The 19,732-nt window shown below is 35.2% G+C and carries 19 protein-coding genes, 1 tRNA gene and 1 other RNA gene; 20 read left to right on the top strand and 1 reads right to left on the bottom strand.

Annotated features, from left to right (window positions below; all coding sequences use genetic code 11):
- The first annotated feature begins 3 nt into the window (after positions 1-3).
- The 14 genes from K357_RS0102205 (at position 4) to K357_RS0102145 (ending at position 11,483) form a co-directional block, all read left to right on the top strand.
- A complete protein-coding gene (locus tag K357_RS0102205) occupies positions 4-660 on the top strand; it encodes a phosphatidylserine decarboxylase family protein (protein ID WP_028257261.1) in 657 nt (218 codons plus the stop codon).
- On the top strand, positions 653-1,321 hold the full coding sequence (pssA, locus tag K357_RS0102200) for a CDP-diacylglycerol--serine O-phosphatidyltransferase (protein WP_028257260.1): 669 nt from the start codon (positions 653-655) through the stop codon (positions 1,319-1,321). Before K357_RS0102205 ends, pssA begins: the two co-directional genes overlap by 8 nt.
- Positions 1,322-1,336: 15 nt before the next feature.
- Positions 1,337-2,596, top strand: coding sequence for a glycosyltransferase family 2 protein (locus K357_RS0102195; RefSeq protein ID WP_028257259.1), 1,260 nt, complete (start codon positions 1,337-1,339; stop codon positions 2,594-2,596).
- Positions 2,597-2,656: 60 nt separating this feature from the next.
- Positions 2,657-3,418: a 5'/3'-nucleotidase SurE gene (surE, locus tag K357_RS0102190; protein ID WP_028257258.1), complete on the top strand. Its 762-nt coding sequence runs from the start codon at positions 2,657-2,659 to the stop codon at positions 3,416-3,418.
- A 47-nt stretch (positions 3,419-3,465) separates the two neighbouring features.
- Positions 3,466-3,540 (top strand) — tRNA-Ile (locus K357_RS0102185).
- Positions 3,541-3,771: 231 nt separating this feature from the next.
- Positions 3,772-4,476 (top strand): tRNA (adenine(22)-N(1))-methyltransferase, encoded by a 705-nt coding sequence (locus K357_RS0102180; RefSeq protein WP_051211991.1) that lies wholly within the window; start codon positions 3,772-3,774, stop codon positions 4,474-4,476.
- Positions 4,473-5,594, top strand: coding sequence for a Nif3-like dinuclear metal center hexameric protein (locus tag K357_RS0102175; protein ID WP_028257256.1), 1,122 nt, complete (start codon positions 4,473-4,475; stop codon positions 5,592-5,594). Before K357_RS0102180 ends, K357_RS0102175 begins: the two co-directional genes overlap by 4 nt.
- Positions 5,595-5,668: 74 nt before the next feature.
- Positions 5,669-6,018: RNase P RNA component class A (gene rnpB, locus K357_RS09300), an RNA gene on the top strand.
- Between the two features lie 61 nt (positions 6,019-6,079).
- A complete protein-coding gene (locus K357_RS0102170; protein ID WP_244869365.1) occupies positions 6,080-6,409 on the top strand; it encodes a thioredoxin family protein in 330 nt (109 codons plus the stop codon).
- Between the two features lie 430 nt (positions 6,410-6,839).
- A complete protein-coding gene (locus tag K357_RS0102165; RefSeq protein ID WP_028257254.1) occupies positions 6,840-7,991 on the top strand; it encodes a hydrogenase small subunit in 1,152 nt (383 codons plus the stop codon).
- Complete coding sequence (locus K357_RS0102160; protein WP_028257253.1) at positions 7,991-9,892, top strand: nickel-dependent hydrogenase large subunit; 1,902 nt, start codon at positions 7,991-7,993, stop codon at positions 9,890-9,892. The genes K357_RS0102165 and K357_RS0102160 overlap by 1 nt, the downstream gene beginning before the upstream one ends.
- A gap of 14 nt (positions 9,893-9,906) precedes the next feature.
- On the top strand, positions 9,907-10,632 hold the full coding sequence (gene cybH / locus K357_RS0102155) for a Ni/Fe-hydrogenase, b-type cytochrome subunit (RefSeq protein WP_028257252.1): 726 nt from the start codon (positions 9,907-9,909) through the stop codon (positions 10,630-10,632).
- Positions 10,616-11,113 carry a HyaD/HybD family hydrogenase maturation endopeptidase gene (locus K357_RS0102150; protein WP_081658376.1) on the top strand — a complete coding sequence of 166 codons (498 nt, stop codon included), beginning with the start codon at positions 10,616-10,618 and terminating at the stop codon, positions 11,111-11,113. Before cybH ends, K357_RS0102150 begins: the two co-directional genes overlap by 17 nt.
- Positions 11,106-11,483 carry a hydrogenase expression/formation C-terminal domain-containing protein gene (locus K357_RS0102145; RefSeq protein ID WP_028257250.1) on the top strand — a complete coding sequence of 126 codons (378 nt, stop codon included), beginning with the start codon at positions 11,106-11,108 and terminating at the stop codon, positions 11,481-11,483. Before K357_RS0102150 ends, K357_RS0102145 begins: the two co-directional genes overlap by 8 nt.
- A 420-nt stretch (positions 11,484-11,903) precedes the next feature.
- Here K357_RS0102145 and K357_RS08565 read toward each other — a convergent pair whose 3' ends face one another.
- Positions 11,904-13,310, bottom strand: a complete 1,407-nt coding sequence (locus K357_RS08565; RefSeq protein ID WP_051211989.1) for an ArnT family glycosyltransferase — start codon at positions 13,308-13,310, stop codon at positions 11,904-11,906.
- Between the two features lie 420 nt (positions 13,311-13,730).
- Between K357_RS08565 and K357_RS0102135 the strand changes: the two genes are divergently transcribed.
- The 6 genes from K357_RS0102135 to K357_RS0102110 all read left to right on the top strand — a co-directional run bounded on the left by K357_RS0102135 (position 13,731) and on the right by K357_RS0102110 (position 19,611).
- Positions 13,731-14,684, top strand: a complete 954-nt coding sequence (locus K357_RS0102135; RefSeq protein WP_028257249.1) for a glycosyltransferase family 2 protein — start codon at positions 13,731-13,733, stop codon at positions 14,682-14,684.
- Positions 14,685-14,698: 14 nt separating this feature from the next.
- Entirely contained in the window at positions 14,699-15,436 is a 738-nt protein-coding gene (locus tag K357_RS0102130; RefSeq protein WP_028257248.1) for a C40 family peptidase, read from the top strand.
- Between the two features lie 408 nt (positions 15,437-15,844).
- A complete protein-coding gene (gene alaS, locus K357_RS0102125; RefSeq protein WP_028257247.1) occupies positions 15,845-18,451 on the top strand; it encodes an alanine--tRNA ligase in 2,607 nt (868 codons plus the stop codon).
- Positions 18,452-18,641: 190 nt separating this feature from the next.
- Positions 18,642-18,902: an IreB family regulatory phosphoprotein gene (locus K357_RS0102120; RefSeq protein ID WP_028257246.1), complete on the top strand. Its 261-nt coding sequence runs from the start codon at positions 18,642-18,644 to the stop codon at positions 18,900-18,902.
- A 1-nt stretch (position 18,903) separates the two neighbouring features.
- Entirely contained in the window at positions 18,904-19,329 is a 426-nt protein-coding gene (gene ruvX, locus K357_RS0102115; protein WP_028257245.1) for a Holliday junction resolvase RuvX, read from the top strand.
- Positions 19,330-19,338: 9 nt separating this feature from the next.
- Entirely contained in the window at positions 19,339-19,611 is a 273-nt protein-coding gene (locus K357_RS0102110) for a DUF1292 domain-containing protein (RefSeq protein WP_028257244.1), read from the top strand.
- Positions 19,612-19,732 lie beyond the last annotated feature (121 nt).

The raw sequence follows: 19,732 nt of genomic DNA, 5'->3' as shown, positions 1-19,732 counted from the left end.
ACTATGCCAACAGGGCGTATTGTAAAAGATGGATTTGTATTGATAGGAGCTATGTTCATTTTGGCGATTATCATATGGAATGTAGCTAGTTCATCTATATTAAAATTTTTAGCAATCATTCCATTTGTGCTAGCATGTTTCTTTCTATATTTTTTTAGAAATCCTAAACGTACGATTCCTAAAGGTGAAAATCTTATTTTGTCGCCAGCAGATGGCAAAGTTATGGATATTTCTGAAGTTTATGAGGATTTATTCCTTAACAGAAAAGTAAAAAAAGTGACTATATTTCTTTCTGTATTTGATGTTCATGTTAATCGAGCACCAATTGAAGGAGAAATTACTTTTAGACAATATACATGTGGCGGATTTTTACCTGCCTATAAAAAAGAAGTAGGATTTGAGAATGAACGTCATACTATTTGTATTGACAATGGAAAAATAGAAGTATTAGTTACTCAAATTGCAGGATTATTAGCTAGAAGAATTATTTCATGGACAGACTTAGGATCTCATTTAGAAAAAGGACAGTTATATGGAATGATTAAGTTTGGATCGTGTACAGAAATATGTATGCCTACGGATGTGGAAATACTGGTAAAAAAAGGACAACATATTTCTGGAGGAGATACTGTGATTGGGAGGTTGCCAAGTCATGAATAGATCGATATTTCCGTGCATAGCCACAAGCTCTAATTTGGCCTTTGGTGTCATAGGAATTACTATGTCCGCTAAGGGATATTATGAAGGGGCGGCTATTTGCGTATTATTATCTTTGCTAGCAGATGCTCTAGATGGAAGAATTGCAAGAGCCTTAGGTGTAGCAGGTCCTCTGGGGCGTGAGCTAGATTCATTAGCAGATGTAGTGGGATTTGGTGTTTCTCCAGCATTTTTGTTGTTTTCTAAAGAATTGTTTGGCATGGGCTGGTTATCATATGTGCCGTTATTGGCCTTTGCCGTATGTGGTGCATTCCGATTAGCACGATTTAATATTATGACAGAAGAAGTACACGGATATTTTCAAGGGTTACCTATTCCAGCAGCAGGATGTATGGTAGCAACATATGTTTTATGTGGAGTTAGTGTATCACCGGTTATTGTGCTAATTGCCATGATAGTTGTAGGCTATTTGATGGTGAGCAATGTGCATTATCCAGACTTTAAAGGTAAAAGTGCAGATGTTATGCATAAGATTGCTATAGGAATTGTAGTACTTTTATTTATTATTGGAATGATACTTAATTGGCATGCATGGGCTGTTTTGATATTTGTTTTGTATGCACTATTTGGTATACTTAATACACTTTTCAATAGATTCAAATAGAGTGGAGGAAATTAAATGGATTACTATTTAGATCTATTGTTAATTCCTATCCAAATAATTATTTTCATATATACTATATATCTATTGATTTTAATGTTTGTAGGTTTATGGAAACATAAAGAAGTTAAAATATATGCTCCTAAAAACCGTTTTGCTATTATTATTTGTGCGCATAATGAAGCGTGTGTTATTGCTTCACTTATCGATAACTTGAAACTACAAGAATATCCTAAGGAGTTGTTTGATATTTTTGTAGTGGCAGATAATTGTACTGATAACACAAAGTTAGTAGCAGAACAAGCCGGGGCCATCGTATATGAGAGAACAGATGCGAGGGCTAAAGGTAAGGGGTATGCCATGGGATGGATGTTTGATAGATTATTATCTATGGACACTAACTATGATGCATTTTGTATTTTTGATGCTGATAATTTAGTGCATCCTAAATTTTTACAAGAAATGAATTGGCATCTAGAAAAGGGAGAGCATATTATCCAAGGTTATTTAAATGCTAAAAATCCAGTGGATACATGGATTTCTGGATGCTTTTCAATCGCTTTTTGGATGGTCAATCATATGGTGCATTTAGCAAAATATCGATTAGGTTTATCTACTGCATTAGGCGGTACAGGGATGTGTTTTAGATCTGATATTGTACGAAAGTATGGCTGGGGTTGTACGAGTTTAACAGAAGATATGGAATACTCCATGAAAATGTTAACAAGAGGCATTCGTACATGTTGGGCTCATGATGCAATTATTTATGATGAAAAGGTATTAACTTTTGTGCAATCGTGGAATCAGCGATTGCGATGGGCACAAGGACAATTTGATTGTGCTGGACGATATATTCCTCAGTTATTCATAGCTGGTATACGACAACGAAATATTAAAATCCTGGATGGCATCATGCAAGTCAGTGGACCTTATTTTATGATGTTGTCTACCATTATGTTGTTGCTATCCCTAGTAAATACATATGTAGCACCTATTTATACGAGCCTTTGGCAACAAATTTTGCCAATGTCAGTGCTTTCTTTCATAGGCATTGCACAATATGTAGTTCCATTATTGATTCTATTACAAATAAAAGTGCCCTTTAAGATATATTTATATTACTTAATTTATCCTATTTTTGTATATTCATGGATGATTATTAATATTTTAGGGTTCTTTAGACGTCATAAAACAGAGTGGCATCATACAAAACATATTCGTGCTGTATCCATGTCAGATATTAAATTAACGCGCATGAATGATGTGGGAAACAAATAGAATATAAAGAGTCGCTATCATGTAAATACATAAAAAGGCGACTCTTTTTTAGGAGGTTATATGCATATTTTAATGACAAATGATGATGGTGTAGAGGCAAAAGGCTTGAGAGACTTGGCAGATTATTTGGCAAAGCGTCATCGAGTTACTGTTATAGCACCAGCCATGGAGCAGAGCGCTAAATCACATGCGTTAACAATTGATAATCCCATACATATGAAGAAAATTTTTACAGATAGGGATGCATTAAAGATTTACTCCCTTACAGGGACACCTACAGATTGTGCTAAATTTGCTTTATCGTACTATTTAATGGAAGATATGCCAGATTTATTTATATCAGGTATTAATCATGGATATAATTTAGGCTCTGATGCAATATACTCTGGGACTATAGGAGCAGCTATGGAGGGCCTTTTTTATGGCATTCCATCATTAGCATTATCTGTTGAAAAGTATAATGCAAATCATGTATCGACTTTATTTCCTTTTATAGAAACGTTTATTACTAAATTTTTTTTAGAACATGACTATAAGGGATTATTAAATGTTAATATTCCTTATAATGGACCATATGATTGGTCACGAGTTCGAATTGCATCACAAGGGTATCAAAAATATGTAAATATTATTGATCCTCGTATTGATACGCGAGGACGTAATTATTTTTGGGTTGCTGGTACGGTTGTTAAAGATTTTAGTGAAGAAGATAGTGATGTATATTATAGCAGAAATGATATGATTACAGTTGTACCTTTGACATGGGCACAAGAAGATATACAAGGCAAAAAAATATTGAAGGAAATTATAAAATATCCTTGACGATAAACTGAAAAATTGAGTATAATTATGAAGATGATTAATCGCATGGGCCTATAGCTCAGTGGTAGAGCAACCGGCTCATAACCGGTCGGTCCCTGGTTCGAACCCAGGTGGGCCCACCAGATACATTCTATATAATATACAAGATAGGATAGTTTAGTAGACATTTATATTGGTATTAGTTTTCTCTAATTCAATATAGATGTCTATCTTTGTTTATATCCACTAGAAAGAAAAAGGATATAAGTAGAACTTGAACTTTTATAGAATGGCGATTATTATAAGTGTGAAGTAAGTACTAGTTATGTGATGTATCTATTTGCTATAGAGTATCAGTCATAAAGAGGTGTACTGTGAAATTAACGAAGCGATTACAGGCTATATTAGATATTGTTCCACAAGCAGGTGTTATTGCCGATGTAGGAACTGATCATGGCTATCTGGCAGTAGCCATGATTAAGGAGAAAAAGGCCGGTCGGGTTATTGCTATTGATGTAAATGCAAGACCATTGGAGACGGCAAAACGATATATTGAGTCATGTCAGTTAACATCATATATTGAATGTAGATTAAGTAATGGTCTACAAAATACAAAGGTAGGAGAGCTAACAGGTGCCGTTATTTGTGGCATGGGTGGATTTTTAATGCGTGATATTATAAGAGAAGCACCAGAGTTATTAGACTTTTATGTAGTGCAACCACAAAATGGTCAAGCAGAATTACGGCAATATATGGTAGAAGAGGGCTACTGCATTATCAAAGAAATTATTATGTACGATATGGGAAAACTATATCAAGCATGGCTAGCTATAAAAAAAGATTTATTAGATCCTGCTAGTTTGGATAAAGATATATATGCCAATCTACCTAAAGACTCTATATTGTGGATGGTTGGAGCATTAGTGGCAGAAGAAAGGCCGCTTTTATGGAGACAATACATTGAAAATTTTATTCATCAGTATCAATCAGTATTAGAAAGTATGACCATTGCATTGCGCCGAACCAATAAATTTATAAAAACGCAACAGTGTATTAAGGAGCTGGAGGAATTATTATGAGTTTACTTGTAGAAGACGTCATTCAAGTAATGGAAACATGGGCGCCACTTTCCTTAGCAGAGTCATGGGATAATCCAGGATTGATGGTAGGCGATAGAAGAGAAACAGTTACAGGTATTCTGACAACTTTAGATGTAACAGAAGAGGCAGTTTCATATGCGATTAACCATGATATTAATATGATAATTAGTCATCATCCTCTTATTTTTAAAGGTCTAAAACATATTGATAAGACTACTTCCATCGGTAAATTGTTATATTCGCTTATTCAATCTAATATAGCTGTATATAGTGCGCATACTAATTTAGACATTGCGAAGGATGGACTTAATGATATGCTAGCTGGTAAACTAGGTTTGAAAGGTTCTTTAGGTTTCGTAAAAACAGGGTCTTCACCATTATATAAACTAGTTGTATATGCCCCTACATCTCATAGTGAATGTGTACGACGGGCGTTAGGCATAGCGGGAGCAGGTAGTATGGGGAATTATGCGGGTTGTTCATACAGTAGTGTTGGAGAAGGCCGATTTACACCTATTGAAGACGCGCATCCATTTATTGGAAAATTAGGGCAAATGGAAGTAGTAGAGGAAGAACGGATTGAAACACTAGTACAGGGAAAGATACTTTCTAATGTGATACAGGCTATGGTAAAAGTACACCCCTATGAAGAAGTTGCTTATGATGTATTTCCCTTGAAAGAACCAGAAGAAGTGCATTATTTGGGGCGCCTAGGAGACTTGGAAATAGCAATGAATTATAAAGAGTTTATACAGTATGTGCAGCATGTCTTACCAAAAGCAAGAGTACGTGCAGGAGGGGTAAAAAAAGACGTGATTCAACGCATCGCTATTTGTTCTGGTAGTGGAGCAGAATTTATTACACAAGCAGCTATTAGAGGCGCTGATGCGTATATCACAGGTGATGTAAAGTATCATGATATGCAACTAGCAAAGGAATTGGGAATCCTTGTTGTTGATGCAGGCCATTTTGGTACAGAAGAGTGTGTAGCTATAGGCATTGCTAGCTACATTTCTCCTCATATACACGAAATTGATCCCACTATTTCGATTATGCCCTATGAAGAACAACAAGATTTCTTTTTTGTTAAGAGTTAACCACAGAAACTAATATATATCTTATTTTGTGGACAGTTGCTTTTCTATCGGTATTTGTGCTAGACTAAATAGAGCAAGTATGAAAGACGATTGCGAGCTATTATAGTTCGAGGAAAGTCCGAGCTCCATAGGGCAGGATGCCAGATAACGTCTGGCGAGGGTAACCTTAGGGAAAGTGCCATAGAAAAGAAGACCGCCATAAGTGTATGGTAAGGGTGGAACGGTGCGGTAAGAGCGCACCAGCAACTTGGTAACAAGTTTGGCTTGGTAAACCCCATCTGGAGCAAGGCCTAATAGAAAAGGGTTGAGGTGGCCCGCCGACCTTTCGGGTTGTGCCGCTTGAACGTATGGGTGACCATACGTCTAGAAAGATAATCGTCACTGTGTAAACAGAACAGAACTCGGCTTATTGATTGCTTGCCATAACCGCTCTTAGGGGCGGTTTTCTTATATGATAATCATTAATATAATGATAAGGAGTGTGCATGATGGCTTTCATTGAAATCACTAGTGTAGAAGAATTTAATCAAAAAGTATTGTTGCAAAATGGCTTATCTGTAGTATGTTTTTGGGCTGAATGGTGTGCTCCTTGTAAAGTAATGGGCCCTGTATTAGAACAAGTAGCAATCGATTTGGATAAAGAAGCTACATTTTTTAGTGTTAATGCAGACCTTGTTAAGGAATTATGCTTAACGTATGACGTGGAAGGAATTCCTACGATACTACTATTTAAAGAGGGAAAAGAACTGGATCGTATAGCAGGATATAAGAAAGCTTCTGTATTAGAAGAATTAATTCACGAATTAAAAGGATAACATTGGTACATCATAAGTGAGATAGAATGATGTGTTTATGTATAGAAATTTATTGATCAGTTGTAAGAATAGGTAACTATTACTTATATCTAGGATAGTCTAATCTCATTAGAAGATGTATTACATTGTATGACATACAAAATACATGCCGTATAAAAGTTCAAATTAATTTGGCTTTTATACGGTTATTTTTAATAAATTGATATGTTTGATTTTATAAACTAAGGGTAAATTTTTTTTATAACTGACATATATTTATTCACGATAAAATAGATGTAAAACCTTATATTATCAAATTATTTTTCTAGAAATTTATAGATGCACATGGTATACTATGATTATGGAATATTTTTGTGATATGTATCCATGTTATTGATTATATATTTTATAAATGCAAAGTGTAAGATTACTAATAAGGGGGATAACTCCAGTGAAAGAACGTATGAATAGCTTATGGACACTCTTTCAAGAGCGTAAATTAAGTCGACGCACATTTGTTAAGTCCTGTGTAGCGTTGACGGCTGTATTAGGTTTGCCACCAACCATGTTAGATACTGTTGTTAAGGCAGCAGAAACTAAAGAATTACCGACAGTGGTTTGGTTACATGGCCATGAATGTACAGGTTGTGATGAATCATTTATTCGTTCTACATCTCCATTTGCTTCTGATGTTATTTTAAATATGATTGCCTTAGAATATGATGATACATTGGCTGCCGCTTCTGGTGAACCATTAGAACATCATTTAAAAGAGATTGTTGCTAATAAATCTGGTAAATATATACTAGCAGTTGAAGGCGGTGTGCCTCTTGATGAAAATGGCGTGTACTGTTCTGTAGGAGGACGACCATTTGTAGAAGTTCTTAAAGAATGTGCAGCAGGGGCCTCTGCTATTATCGAATATGGCTCTTGTGCTGCATGGGGCGGGATTCAAGCAGCTAAACCAAATCCAACTAATACTGTATCAGTATCATCTGTTGTTTCTGGTGTACCTATTATTAAAGTGCCAGGTTGCCCTCCAATTCCAGAAGTCATGACAGGCGTTATTATGCATTATGCATTATTTGGTGAGATTCCACCGTTAGATATTCAAGGAAGACCAAAACAATTCTATGGTAATCGTATTCACGATACATGTTATCGTCGCGCCTTTTTTGATTCGGGATTATTTGTGGAAAAATTTGATGATGATGCATCAAAAGCGGGTTGGTGTTTATATAAAGTAGGCTGCCGAGGCCCAGAAACTTATAATTCTTGTGGTAATTTACGGTGGTGGAACGGACTTTCTTATCCTATTCAATCGGGACATGGTTGTATTGGTTGTTCTGAAAAAGATTTTTGGGATAATGATAATTTTTATAAACGATTACCAGATATTCCAATGGCCAATACAATTACTAATGCGGATACGGTAGGTACTATTGCTGGATTTGCAGCAACTGGGGCTGTTGTAGCACATGGCGCATTAACATTAGCTAAAAATAAATATGAAGATTTAAAAGAAGAAAAACGTTTAAAAGAAGCTGGCTTATGGAATGAAACGATGAATAAAAATAACCATCATGATGGAGGAAATGATTAATGAAGCGTGTTGTAGTAGACCCAATTTCTCGTATTGAAGGGCATTTGAGAGTAGAAATTAATGTAGATGAAACCACAGGTAAAGTGACTGACGCATTATCTAGTGGTACAGCTTGGCGTGGTATCGAATTAGTGGCTAAAAATCGAGATCCTCGTGATTTATGGGCGTTTGTGCAGAGAATTTGTGGAGTTTGTACATCTACCCATGCATTGGCTGCACTTCGAGCAGTAGAAGATGCGTTAGGCATTCAAATCCCTAAAAACGCCAATTATATTAGGAATATTATGCACAGTGCCCTAGATGTGCATGACCATATTGTCCATTTTTATCATTTACATGCATTAGATTGGGTGAGCCCTATAGAAGCGTTGGCTGCCGATCCTAGTAAAACAGCACAATTGCAAGAGAATATATTAGCTACGTATAATGTATCAGGATTGGAGCCTAAAGAGTATCAAGATGATACATCAGCATATTCAAAAGACTATCCTAAGGGATCTACACAGTATTTCTCGGCCATTCAAAACAAGATTAAAAAAATTGTTGATAGTGGTCAATTAGGAATTTTTTCTGCTCAGTGGTGGGATCATCCTGATTATAAATTGTTGCCACCAGAAGTTCATTTGATGGCCATATCTCATTATTTAAATATTTTAGATCAACAGCGTAATATCGTGACACCGCATGTTATATTTGGTGGTAAAAATCCGCATCCTCATTATATTGTAGGCGGTATGCCTTGTGCTATTTCTATGAATGATATGAATGCGCCAGTTAACACACAACGATTGGCAGAAGTAGATAAATCTATTTCTTTAACGAGAAATTTAGTAGATAATTTTTATTTACCAGATGTGTTAGCAATCGGTAAAATATATGTACAAGCTGGTATGGTTGATGGAGGCGGTTTATCCAAAAAACGCGTTTTATCCTATGGCGGATATCCAGATGAACCATATACAGGTATTTCTAATGGTGATTACTTTAAAAAAGCTGTTTCTCGCGCTAATGGTGTAGTAGAAAACTTTGGTGCTGGTGTAGACCATGCTACGTTTATACCATTAGAAGGTCAAGATTTAATGAATCCTGAATTTTTAAGTGAAGAAATTGAACATTCATGGTTTAATTATCCTGATGGAACTCAGTCTTTGCATCCTAGTGAAGGGATTACAGAAGCAAACTTTACAGGACCTAAAACAGGGACTAAAGAAAAATGGGAATTTTTGGATGAAACTAAGAAATACTCTTGGATAAAATCACCAACTTTTAAAGGCAAGACCTGTGAAGTGGGGCCATTAGCAAAATATATTGTAGTATATACAAAAGTAAAACAAGGTATTATTACGCAACCAACATGGGCAGAATCTATGATTGTTCGTCAGATTGAAGCGGTGTCTAACATTCTTGGCGTACCAGCACACGTATGGATGTGCTCTACTGTAGGTCGTACAGCTTGTCGTGCCCTAGATGCTCAAGTGGCGGCAACTATGAGTCGATATTTTTATAATAAATTGATTAAAAATATAAAATCAGGGGATGTAGCTGTAGCAGATATGACAAAATGGGATCCGCAAACTTGGCCAGAAGAAGCCAAAGGCGTTGGTGTATTAGATGCACCGCGCGGTGGATTAGGACATTGGGTTCATATTAAAAACGGGCGTACAGAAAACTATCAATGTATTGTTCCGTCAACATGGAATGCATGCCCAAGAACTATCGCTAATGAGCATGGTGCATATGAAGATACTATGATTGATACCCGTGTAAAAGTACCAGAAAAGCCATTAGAAATTTTAAAAGCTGTTCACTCATTTGACCCTTGTTTGGCATGTGCTACACATTTATATAATAAAGAGGGTAAAAAAATTGCGTCTGTTAATACAGATGCTTTGTGTAAATAAGGAGTGACATAACAATGCTAATTCATTCTGATAAAAAGGCCTATGTAGTTTTTAGTTTGTGGCTACGCATTTTTCATTGGCTAATGGTATTGAGCGTGACTGCATTATTCTGGACAGGTCTATATATTGGAGATCCTGGCTTTGCAGGTTTGATTGGTAAGGAACCAACTTTTGCAATCAATAACTGGTTTTCTATGGAAATGATACGACGTATCCATTTTATCGCTGGGTTTATTTTAACTTTTTCTTTTATTTTTAGAATTGCTGGTGCGATTAGAAACCGTGGCGATCGATTGATGCCTAAATTTAATCAAAAACTATATTGGCGCGGTTTACGAGAAACAACGATTCACTACTTAATGTTACCACAGAAGCATTATGATACATATTTGAGGAATTCTTTAGCTCGTACAAGTTATATGATGGTATATGTATTATTTTTCTTCGAGATAGTTACTGGATTTGCTATGTATGCTATGGTAGAACCTCATAGTTGGATTGCTGTTATATTTAACCCTATTAATGCTATGATTGGAGAATATCGAGTACACATTATTCACCATTATATTGCATGGATTTTCTTGTTGTTTACAGTTATTCATGTATATATGGCATTTCGTGAAGATGTTATGGAAGAGTCTGGTGAAGTATCAAGCATGGTAACTGGTATGAAATATTATGCGCATGACCCTATTGATATGCATGATATAGAGGATGAAGATGATGTTGCCAGAAAATAATACAATTACATTGTTAGGAGTCGGGAATATTTTATTAACAGACGAAGGCCTTGGCGTTCATGTTATTAATACATTGAAAGATAACTACTTTTTTACTCCAGCTATTAATATTATTGATGGTGGAACGATGGGAATGGAATTGTTATCCTATATGGATGGCATGAAGCGACTCATTTTAGTAGATGCTATTAATGGAGGAGAAGAACCAGGTACAGTGTATGAGTTTACACATCAAGAAGTAGAAAATTATTTTACAAAAAATATTTCTGCCCATGAAGTGGGAATACAAGATATTTTACGTATTCGTGCACTGCAAGAAGAACCATTAGAAGCAGCTACTGTAATAGGGGTAGAACCATTTTCCTTAGAAATCGGTCTCGAACCGTCTTCTGTAGTAGCAAAGGTATTACCAGAAGTGATTTCGCGAGTTATACATGTTTTAATGGAATGGGGCGTGGAGGTAAAAAAACGAGATGACTAATTCCTTATCAAATCTTCAAGCTGTTTTAAATGAGTTGAAAAACGCCATGAAAGATTTTCGTGAACAAGGCAATACGTATACTTTGTATGTAGAAAAAACGGGATTGAGCGAATCAGAACAAATAGAATTACTAGAAACACTGGGAAAAGGGAATATAACGATTCGTTTTGATGAAACGGATCAGCCTGTCGAATGGTTTGAAAGTGAATTTTCTGGTATTTGGATTGGTATCTACAAAAATGGTAGAGATGATGCTATCGTTCACACCATCGAAGTTGGCCGCTATCCGGCTGTTGCTGGTGCATTTAATGAAGATATTATAGAAGCGGAAGAAGAACTACAAAAATATATTGATGCAGCTGATTTATAATATAGACTAATCTGTATGGCATATTATAATTATCTTATTAAGAATTAGTTTATATATCTGTTTTCGTATGATTAAGAGTGTTTTTGTATAGGATCAACGATATAAGATAACAATTACATATAGTGAAAATAAAACACCTTCATCTACAAATGTAGTTGAAGGTGTTTTTATTGTTCTTAGAGTTTACTATGAATATAGTATATAATTTTGGTCATTCATGATAGCTATGTAGATGAAAATGGGATAGATGGAGTTTGTTTGTAATTTTAGTATGAGTTTAGCCTAGTAGTTAATCTAGTATGTTAACGGCGATACTATTTATATATTAGAAATAGGTATGTATTATAATATATAGCCGTAGATAGAGAGGAAGATGGTGTCGTATTAAGAGAATATATTCTAATCCGATTCATCAGAAAATTAATTATCATTAGCTTTTCGGCAATATAAAAATTGATTGCCAGTAGTGACACATACATGCCAGGATTCTTTATCTTTGATGATATCAATCGATTCGATTGGTTTCGTTGTTATTAAATAGACATCTTTAGTGAGTGGTAATGTTTCTACATCTTTAAAAGGCATAAAGTACAGAACATCCCAACTGATTGTATTTGTTTTATTACTAGGCATATTACTTTGCGTAGATAATCTATAATTAGTAAAATGACTGTAAATATTAACTGAATTATAATAGGTGTTAGTATTAACAACAATGGAAGATGGATTAGCATATTGATTAAGATATTGACTAATAACAAAGCCAGAGGCGTTGGTAGTTAACACGGGAACGATGGTAATGGAGAGTATGATATAGATAGTACCGATGACTGCTGCTACACGAGATATAGTTTTTAGATTCCATTGCAAGGAACGAGCGATTAATAGAGTTAAAGGAAATAGAGCGGGAAATGTATATGTCGTGTATTTGGTAGCTACACATTGAAATACTAGAATAGTTGTTAAGGCCCATACCCATAGAAATGTTGACAACGGATCATGTTTACTAAATAAAGATTTAATTTTTATATAGAGATGTGATATGTTGGGTATTGTGCGTATCCATTGATATACTGATACTATGCCCCAAGGGAATGTAGCGATGATTGTAATTATGATGTAAAAATACCATACATTTTGTTTTGGATGCTCTGATTGTGTTACTCGTAACATGTTGTGTACGCCGAAGAAAGTATCAATAAATGCAATACCATGGGTTATATACATGTACATATACCAACTACCACCTACGACACAAACAATGATAAGACCTAATGGCAATTGCAAGTGTAATAATTCTTTTAGATTTCGCTGTAACAGTAAAAAAATGAGGATAATTAGTCCAGGAAGAAGAAAACCAATGGGACCTTTTGTTAATATGGCAAAAGCTGCACACACATAGGCTAATCGATAATAGTTAGATTTGTGAGTGTTTGACGTATAGCCTATATAAAATAATAATAAGGTGGATATTATAAATAAGAATAGTGTCATATCTGTAATCGCTGTTTTAGAAAGTAGCCAAAACTCAAACGAACTTGCCAAGATAATCGTAGTCGTGAGGGCTATTTTTTTTGAAAGTATGTGATTGACAGATGTATATGCTACAATAAGTGCTAGTAAACTTGTTATGACTGATGGAAGACGACTGGTAAAGTTGCTAAAGCCAAAGAGTTTATAACTAGCAATTAACTCCCAGTAGTAAAAAATAGGTTTGTCATACCAGTAATGATTTAAGATATAGGGAGATAGATATTCGTTAATATCAATCATATTTTTGGCGGTTAGTACATAGTTTGACTCTACTGGATCAGTAATGGTAATCATATGATTACCTGCGAGATAAACAATAAGGGATATCAATAGAAGATATAGAAAATTACGATGGGATGACCATATGTTTTGGATATAATTATTTATTTGCGTATACATATATAATTTCTGATCATAGAAAATAATATGAGCAGAACTCCTTTCTAATACTATATTCTACATTCATAGAGATAAGAGAGATAACATATATTATAGTATATATTAGAAAGAACATAAAGAGTGTCGAATAAATAATTTTATGAAAATTAGACATGATATAGAAGCTAGAGATGCCTATATTTCTTATATTTGAGGAAATAGATAGGTGCTACAATGAGCGTTTAACACCTATCTTATAGCATGACAAAATTGTATAAATTTGCTTAAGTGTGAATTTTTTAGTAAAATATAAAAGAAATAAAAGAGGAGGTAACTATGTTACTATCGATTGTAGTACCTGTTTATAATGAAGAGGATAATATAAAAGTATTTTATGATGCTGTAGTGACAGAAATGAATGCATTAGCATATGATTATGAGGTTATATTTGTTGATGATGGATCGTCAGATAGCTCTTCTTTGTTACTTCGTGATTTGGCAAGAAAAGACTGTCGTGTTAAAGTGCTGCTCTTAGCACGCAACTTTGGACATCAGTTAGCATTAACATGTGGTCTTGATTATGCTACTGGAGAGGCCGTCATTACTATGGATGGCGATATGCAACATCCTCCAGCATTAATACCTCAGTTAGTTCAACTATGGGAGCAAGGTTATGATGTAGTTAGAACGATTCGTGATTCTACTGAAGATGCTAGTTGGGCTAAGGCCATTACATCTAAATATTATTATAAACTTATGAATAAAATGGCAGAAGTGCCCATCGTTGAAGGTGGGTCTGATTTCCGATTAATGAATCGAAAATCATTAGAAACATTGAAACGGTTTCGTGAACATGGTCGATTTTTGCGAGGTATTGTAGGTGATTTAGGCTACAGACAAGCAGAACTTCATTTTGTGGCACCACCGCGTTTTGCAGGAAAATCTAAATTTAGTATACGAAAAATGATTCGTTTTGCCTTAGATGGCATTGCTGCATTTTCTAGAGCTCCACTTAGAATGGCTTTATATGTAGGTATATTATGTGGATTACTAAGCTTATTAATGATTTTACATATTTTATATGTATATTTCAGCGGAGAAGCAGTTAATGGTTGGACTACGTTGGGAATGGCAATTTTTTTTCTCGGTGGAATTCAGCTTATTGGCATAGGTATTATTGGTGAGTATGTGGGACGTGTATTTGAAGAAGTTAAACATAGGCCACTATATTGGGTTCGCAGTACTATTAATTGTGATACAGATAATAAAAAGCGTAATATATACAACTAGAAGTGAGGGCAGATATGAACTCTAAATCTAATATAATTAGGGTGTTAGCCTTAACCATTATGTTTGCATGGTGCGTAACGATACTAGCAAGTGCCTCTTATGGAATGGGTGACCAAGGAAAGGTTGTCACGTCGATTCAAAAGCAATTAATCAAAAAAGGTTATAAAGCTTTTGATAAACAAGGTACATATGGCAAAGAAACTAAATGGGCTGTCCGCTTATTTCAAAAGGATCATGGTTTAGAAGTGGATGGTATTGTAGGGCCTGCTACCTATAAAGCATTAATGGGAAAACCAATAGGAAAGAATGCTGGTTCATCAAAAGCGAAAAAAAAGGTAAAAAAAGTTACTAATCATAGTGTTCCAGCTAATGTAGGTCTTACGAAAGATGTAAAGGCATTATTAGCAGAAGCGGACCGATATAAAGGTGTTCCTTATGTGTTCGGTGGTAATACACCGCGAGGATTTGATTGCTCAGGGTATACTAAATATGTATTTGCAAAGGCGGGAATTACATTACCGCGCTTAGCAGATGAACAATATGAAGTAGGTCAAAATGTATCTCGTTCAAATTTGAGACCTGGTGATTTAGTGTTTTTTGAAACCTACGAACCAGGCGCCTCTCATTCAGGTATTTATGTGGGAAATGGTAAATTTATTAGTGCTACTACTAGTCGTGGCGTAGCCATAGCAGACTTAGATTCTGGATATTGGCATGAACGATATCTTGGAGCAAGACGAGTTATGAAATAATTTGTTATGTATCACTATATGAGTATAAAAATGAGTTACATACGAACAAGAAGTGTTCTTATTAGGGGTTGACGAATCACTTTTAGTTCGTATGTGACTTTTTTCAGTTAGTGAAAAGTTCTATTATAGGTAGTACTTGTGGATATAACATGGCGATGTATATCACATATAATAATTCTAATAATAGAGAAGATAGTAATAGAAATTGATGGAAAATAGTAGGTATATATCAATTATTTATTTATTATTATATAACCATATATCAATGAAAAAAGGTATAGTATATTACTTTCTGATTAGGTATAGAAAAAATTTATTAAGTATAGTAAAATAAAGAGACGCTTTATAATTGATTCTATGTAGATAGATTCAGATAGAAATGAACAACAGGAGGCTGGAAATATGTATATGAAAGGTAATGACCTTCGTAAGGCTTATTTGGATTTTTTTGAAAGTAAAGGACATCTAAAACTAGATAGTTTTTCATTAGTGCCAGAAAATGATCCGTCCTTATTATTGATTGGGGCAGGTATGGCACCATTAAAACCTTTTTTTACAGGTAAATTGACACCTCCTCGCACACGTATTACTACTTGCCAAAAATCAATTCGTACAGGAGATCTTGACAATGTAGGTCGTACAGCACGACATCATACATTTTTTGAAATGCTAGGTAATTTCTCTTTTGGAGATTACTTTAAAACAGAAGCAATTCATTGGGCTTGGGAGTTTTTAACAGAAGTTATTAAATTAGATAAATCAAAGCTATATGTAACAGTATATCCGGATGACCAAGAGGCTATGGATAATTGGTTAGACTGTGGTGTAGAAGAAAGTCATATTTTTAAATTAGAAGATAATTTTTGGGAAATTGGAGAAGGTCCATGTGGACCAGATTCTGAAATTTTCTATGACCTAGGTCCAGAACGTGGCTGTGGTGAGCCGACTTGTCAACCAGGTTGTGATTGTGATCGTTATTTAGAAATTTGGAATTTGGTATTTACTCAATTTAATCGCACTGCAGATGGCAATTATGAACCATTAGCACAAAAAAATATTGATACTGGTGCAGGGCTTGAACGATTAGCATCTGTGTTACAAGAATGTGAAAGCAACTTTGAAACAGATTTAATATTCCCATTAATTGAACGAACTGCAGAAATGGCTCATGTTACGTATCATGAAGATGATAATACTGATGTATCTTTAAAAGTAATTGCCGATCATATTCGTGCTTGCAGTGTTTTAATTTCAGATGGTGTACTACCATCTAATGAAGGCCGTGGATACGTATTGCGCCGCATTTTACGACGTGCTGTTCGCCATGGACGGCTATTAGGTATTAATGGTCAGTTTTTAACATCGTTAGTCGATACTGTCATGGATATTTTAGGTGGACATGTACCTAATTTATTGGAAAAACAAGATTTTATAAAACGTGTTGTTGCTAACGAAGAAGAGCGTTTTAATCAAACATTAGCACAAGGTCTAGATTTATTACATTCCTTAATTGAAAAATTAAAAGAGGAAAAATCTGATGTTGTTCCAGGCGTAGAAGTGTTTAAATTATATGATACCTATGGGTTCCCTTGGGAATTAACAGAGGAAATTGCCAAGGAAGCAGGTTTATACATCGACCATGACGGATTTGAAAGCGCTATGAATGAACAACGGATACGTGCCAGAGAAGCTAGAGCTGATGTGGATGCTAAGGTTATGACTCCAGAAATTAAATTTTTGGCGCATGAAACGTTAACAGAAAATGAAACAGCAACAGATTCTAATATTTTGATGATTGGCAAGGGAACTGAACGCGTGAAAATAGCTACAGATGGTGAAGATGTGACTATTATTGTGAGAGAAACACCATTTCATGCAGAAGGTGGCGGTCAATTAGGCGACACTGGTTATATGATGGGTCCCATGGGAAAAGTTGAAATTCACAATACAAAACGATTGCCAGAAGGAACCGTGTATCACATAGGAACTGTTGTAGAAGGTAGTATATCAGATGGTGAGACAGTGTCGTTTGATGTAGATACAACACGTCGATTATCTATGGCACGTAATCATACGGCAACACACTTATTGCATGCTGCATTAAAACAAGTATTAGGAACTCATGTAAATCAAGCTGGTTCATTAGTAACGCCAGAGTATTTACGATTTGACTTTACTCATTTTTCTCCAGTTACAGCTGATGAATTGACACGAATTGAAGCACTTGTTAATGAACAAATATTAGCGATGAAAGCACTAGATATTCAAGAAATGTCTATGGAGGAAGCAAAAGCAAAAGGTGCCATGGCTTTATTCGGTGACAAATACGGTGATCGTGTTCGAGTAGTTACCGTACCTGACTTTAGCGTTGAACTTTGTGGCGGCTCTCATGTACCAAATACGGCTGTAGTAGGAACATTTCGGATTACCTCTGAATCTGGTACTGGCGCAGGCGTCCGTCGTATTGAAGCAGTTACTGGTAAAGCAGCTATCGATATGGCACAGGCGGATAGACAGATTATTCATCATTTAGCAGATCAATTAAAGACAAAACCCGCTACCATTGTAGAACGGATGACACAAGTTTTGGCAGAGGCAAAAGAAACTGAACATGCCCTAGCAATGGCAAAAAAAGAACTGGCTACATCGAGTCTTGATAGTATTTTAAATCATAAATTTACAGTTAATTCTGTAACAGCGGTAGTGGCATCTGTTTCAGCAAATGATATGAATGAATTGCGACAACAAGCTGATATGGTGCGAGATACCGTTCAGTCAGGTGTTGTTTTATTAGGAGCTGCTATTGGAGACAAGGTAAATTTTGTTTGCATGGCAACTAAAGACGTGTTAGACAAGGGGATTCATGCTGGTAACATTGTCAAAGCCGTAGCACAGACTGCAGGTGGTAATGGCGGCGGACGTCCTGATATGGCACAAGCTGGTGGTAAAAATCCAGAGTCCTTAGACGATGCATTAACAGTAGGTAAAGAAACTATTTGCCATATGGTAAAATGATAGTAGCTCAATTCTTAGAGGTCTGCCTAGAATTATAATCTATTGATTGACATAGGATAGTATGAGTAATTATGAATATTTGTAGATTTACATAATTTATAGAGAATTTATTATATACTTGAGTATTATCGTGTAGACAAAATGTAGTATAATGAATATATGATGAATTTATTATAAAGGAGGGGTTACCGTGAGTATATCTGATGAAACTATGATGTTTAAAAAAGTTGATGATGTGGAGATTACACCAGATCAAATTTTAAGTGATGTATATCGCTCTTTAAAAGAGAAGGGATATAATCCTGTCAATCAAATCGTAGGGTATCTAATTTCAGGTGATCCAACGTATATTACAAGTTATAATAACGCACGTTCTAATATTCGACGATTAGAACGGGATGAGATTATTGAAGAACTTGTAACTGGTTATGTAAAAGCTAAGGGTTTATAATATGCGCATTATGTCACTTGATGTAGGAAGTCGTACAATAGGTGTTGCTTGCAGTGATGCATTGCTAATGACGGCACAGGGAATTGAGACTATACGGCGTACTTCTTTAGCTAATGATTTCCAACGTTTGCAAGAATTAATAGAGGAATATGAAGTTTACCAATTAGTTGTAGGAATGCCAAAAAATATGAATGGTACTAAGGGTGATCGCGCAGAAAAGACAGAAGAATTTGTACATAAGATGCAAGAAGTGATTCATGTGCCAGTTATATTTTGGGATGAACGATTGTCGACAGTTATGGCTGAAAAATCATTGATTTTTGCAGATGTTAGCCGTAAAAAAAGAAAACTTGTAATTGATAAAATGGCAGCTGTTGTTATTTTGCAAGGCTATTTAGCAAGATTAGATACTATGAAGAAGCAATAGGAGGGCCCAATGTCCGCAGAAGAATTAGATATGGAATATCCAGTGGTACAATTTGATACAGAAGATGGTATTGTTGAATTTATCGAATTTAGAACAGTTACATATAATGATATAGAATATGCTGTATTAATCCCTACAGAAGATGTACATAATGATGAGCCAGCTATTATGATTTGTCGAAAAGACCAAGAAGATGGGGAAGATATTTATGTAGAACCTACAGAAGAAGAATTTAATGCAGTAGCAGATTTAGTTATGGCTGAATATGGTGAAGATTTATAATCGAATCTATCGATTTTGATACATGTATGTAGATATAGTAGTATCATATTTTTATCACTGATGATTGTGTGCGTATAGTTTTTTATAAGAGTAATATAGATATCGTTTGTATCGATGGTAG

Source organism: Veillonella montpellierensis DSM 17217 (assembly GCF_000426745.1).
GTDB lineage: Bacteria > Bacillota > Negativicutes > Veillonellales > Veillonellaceae > Veillonella > Veillonella montpellierensis.
This window is presented reverse-complemented; position numbering and strand designations above follow the sequence as displayed.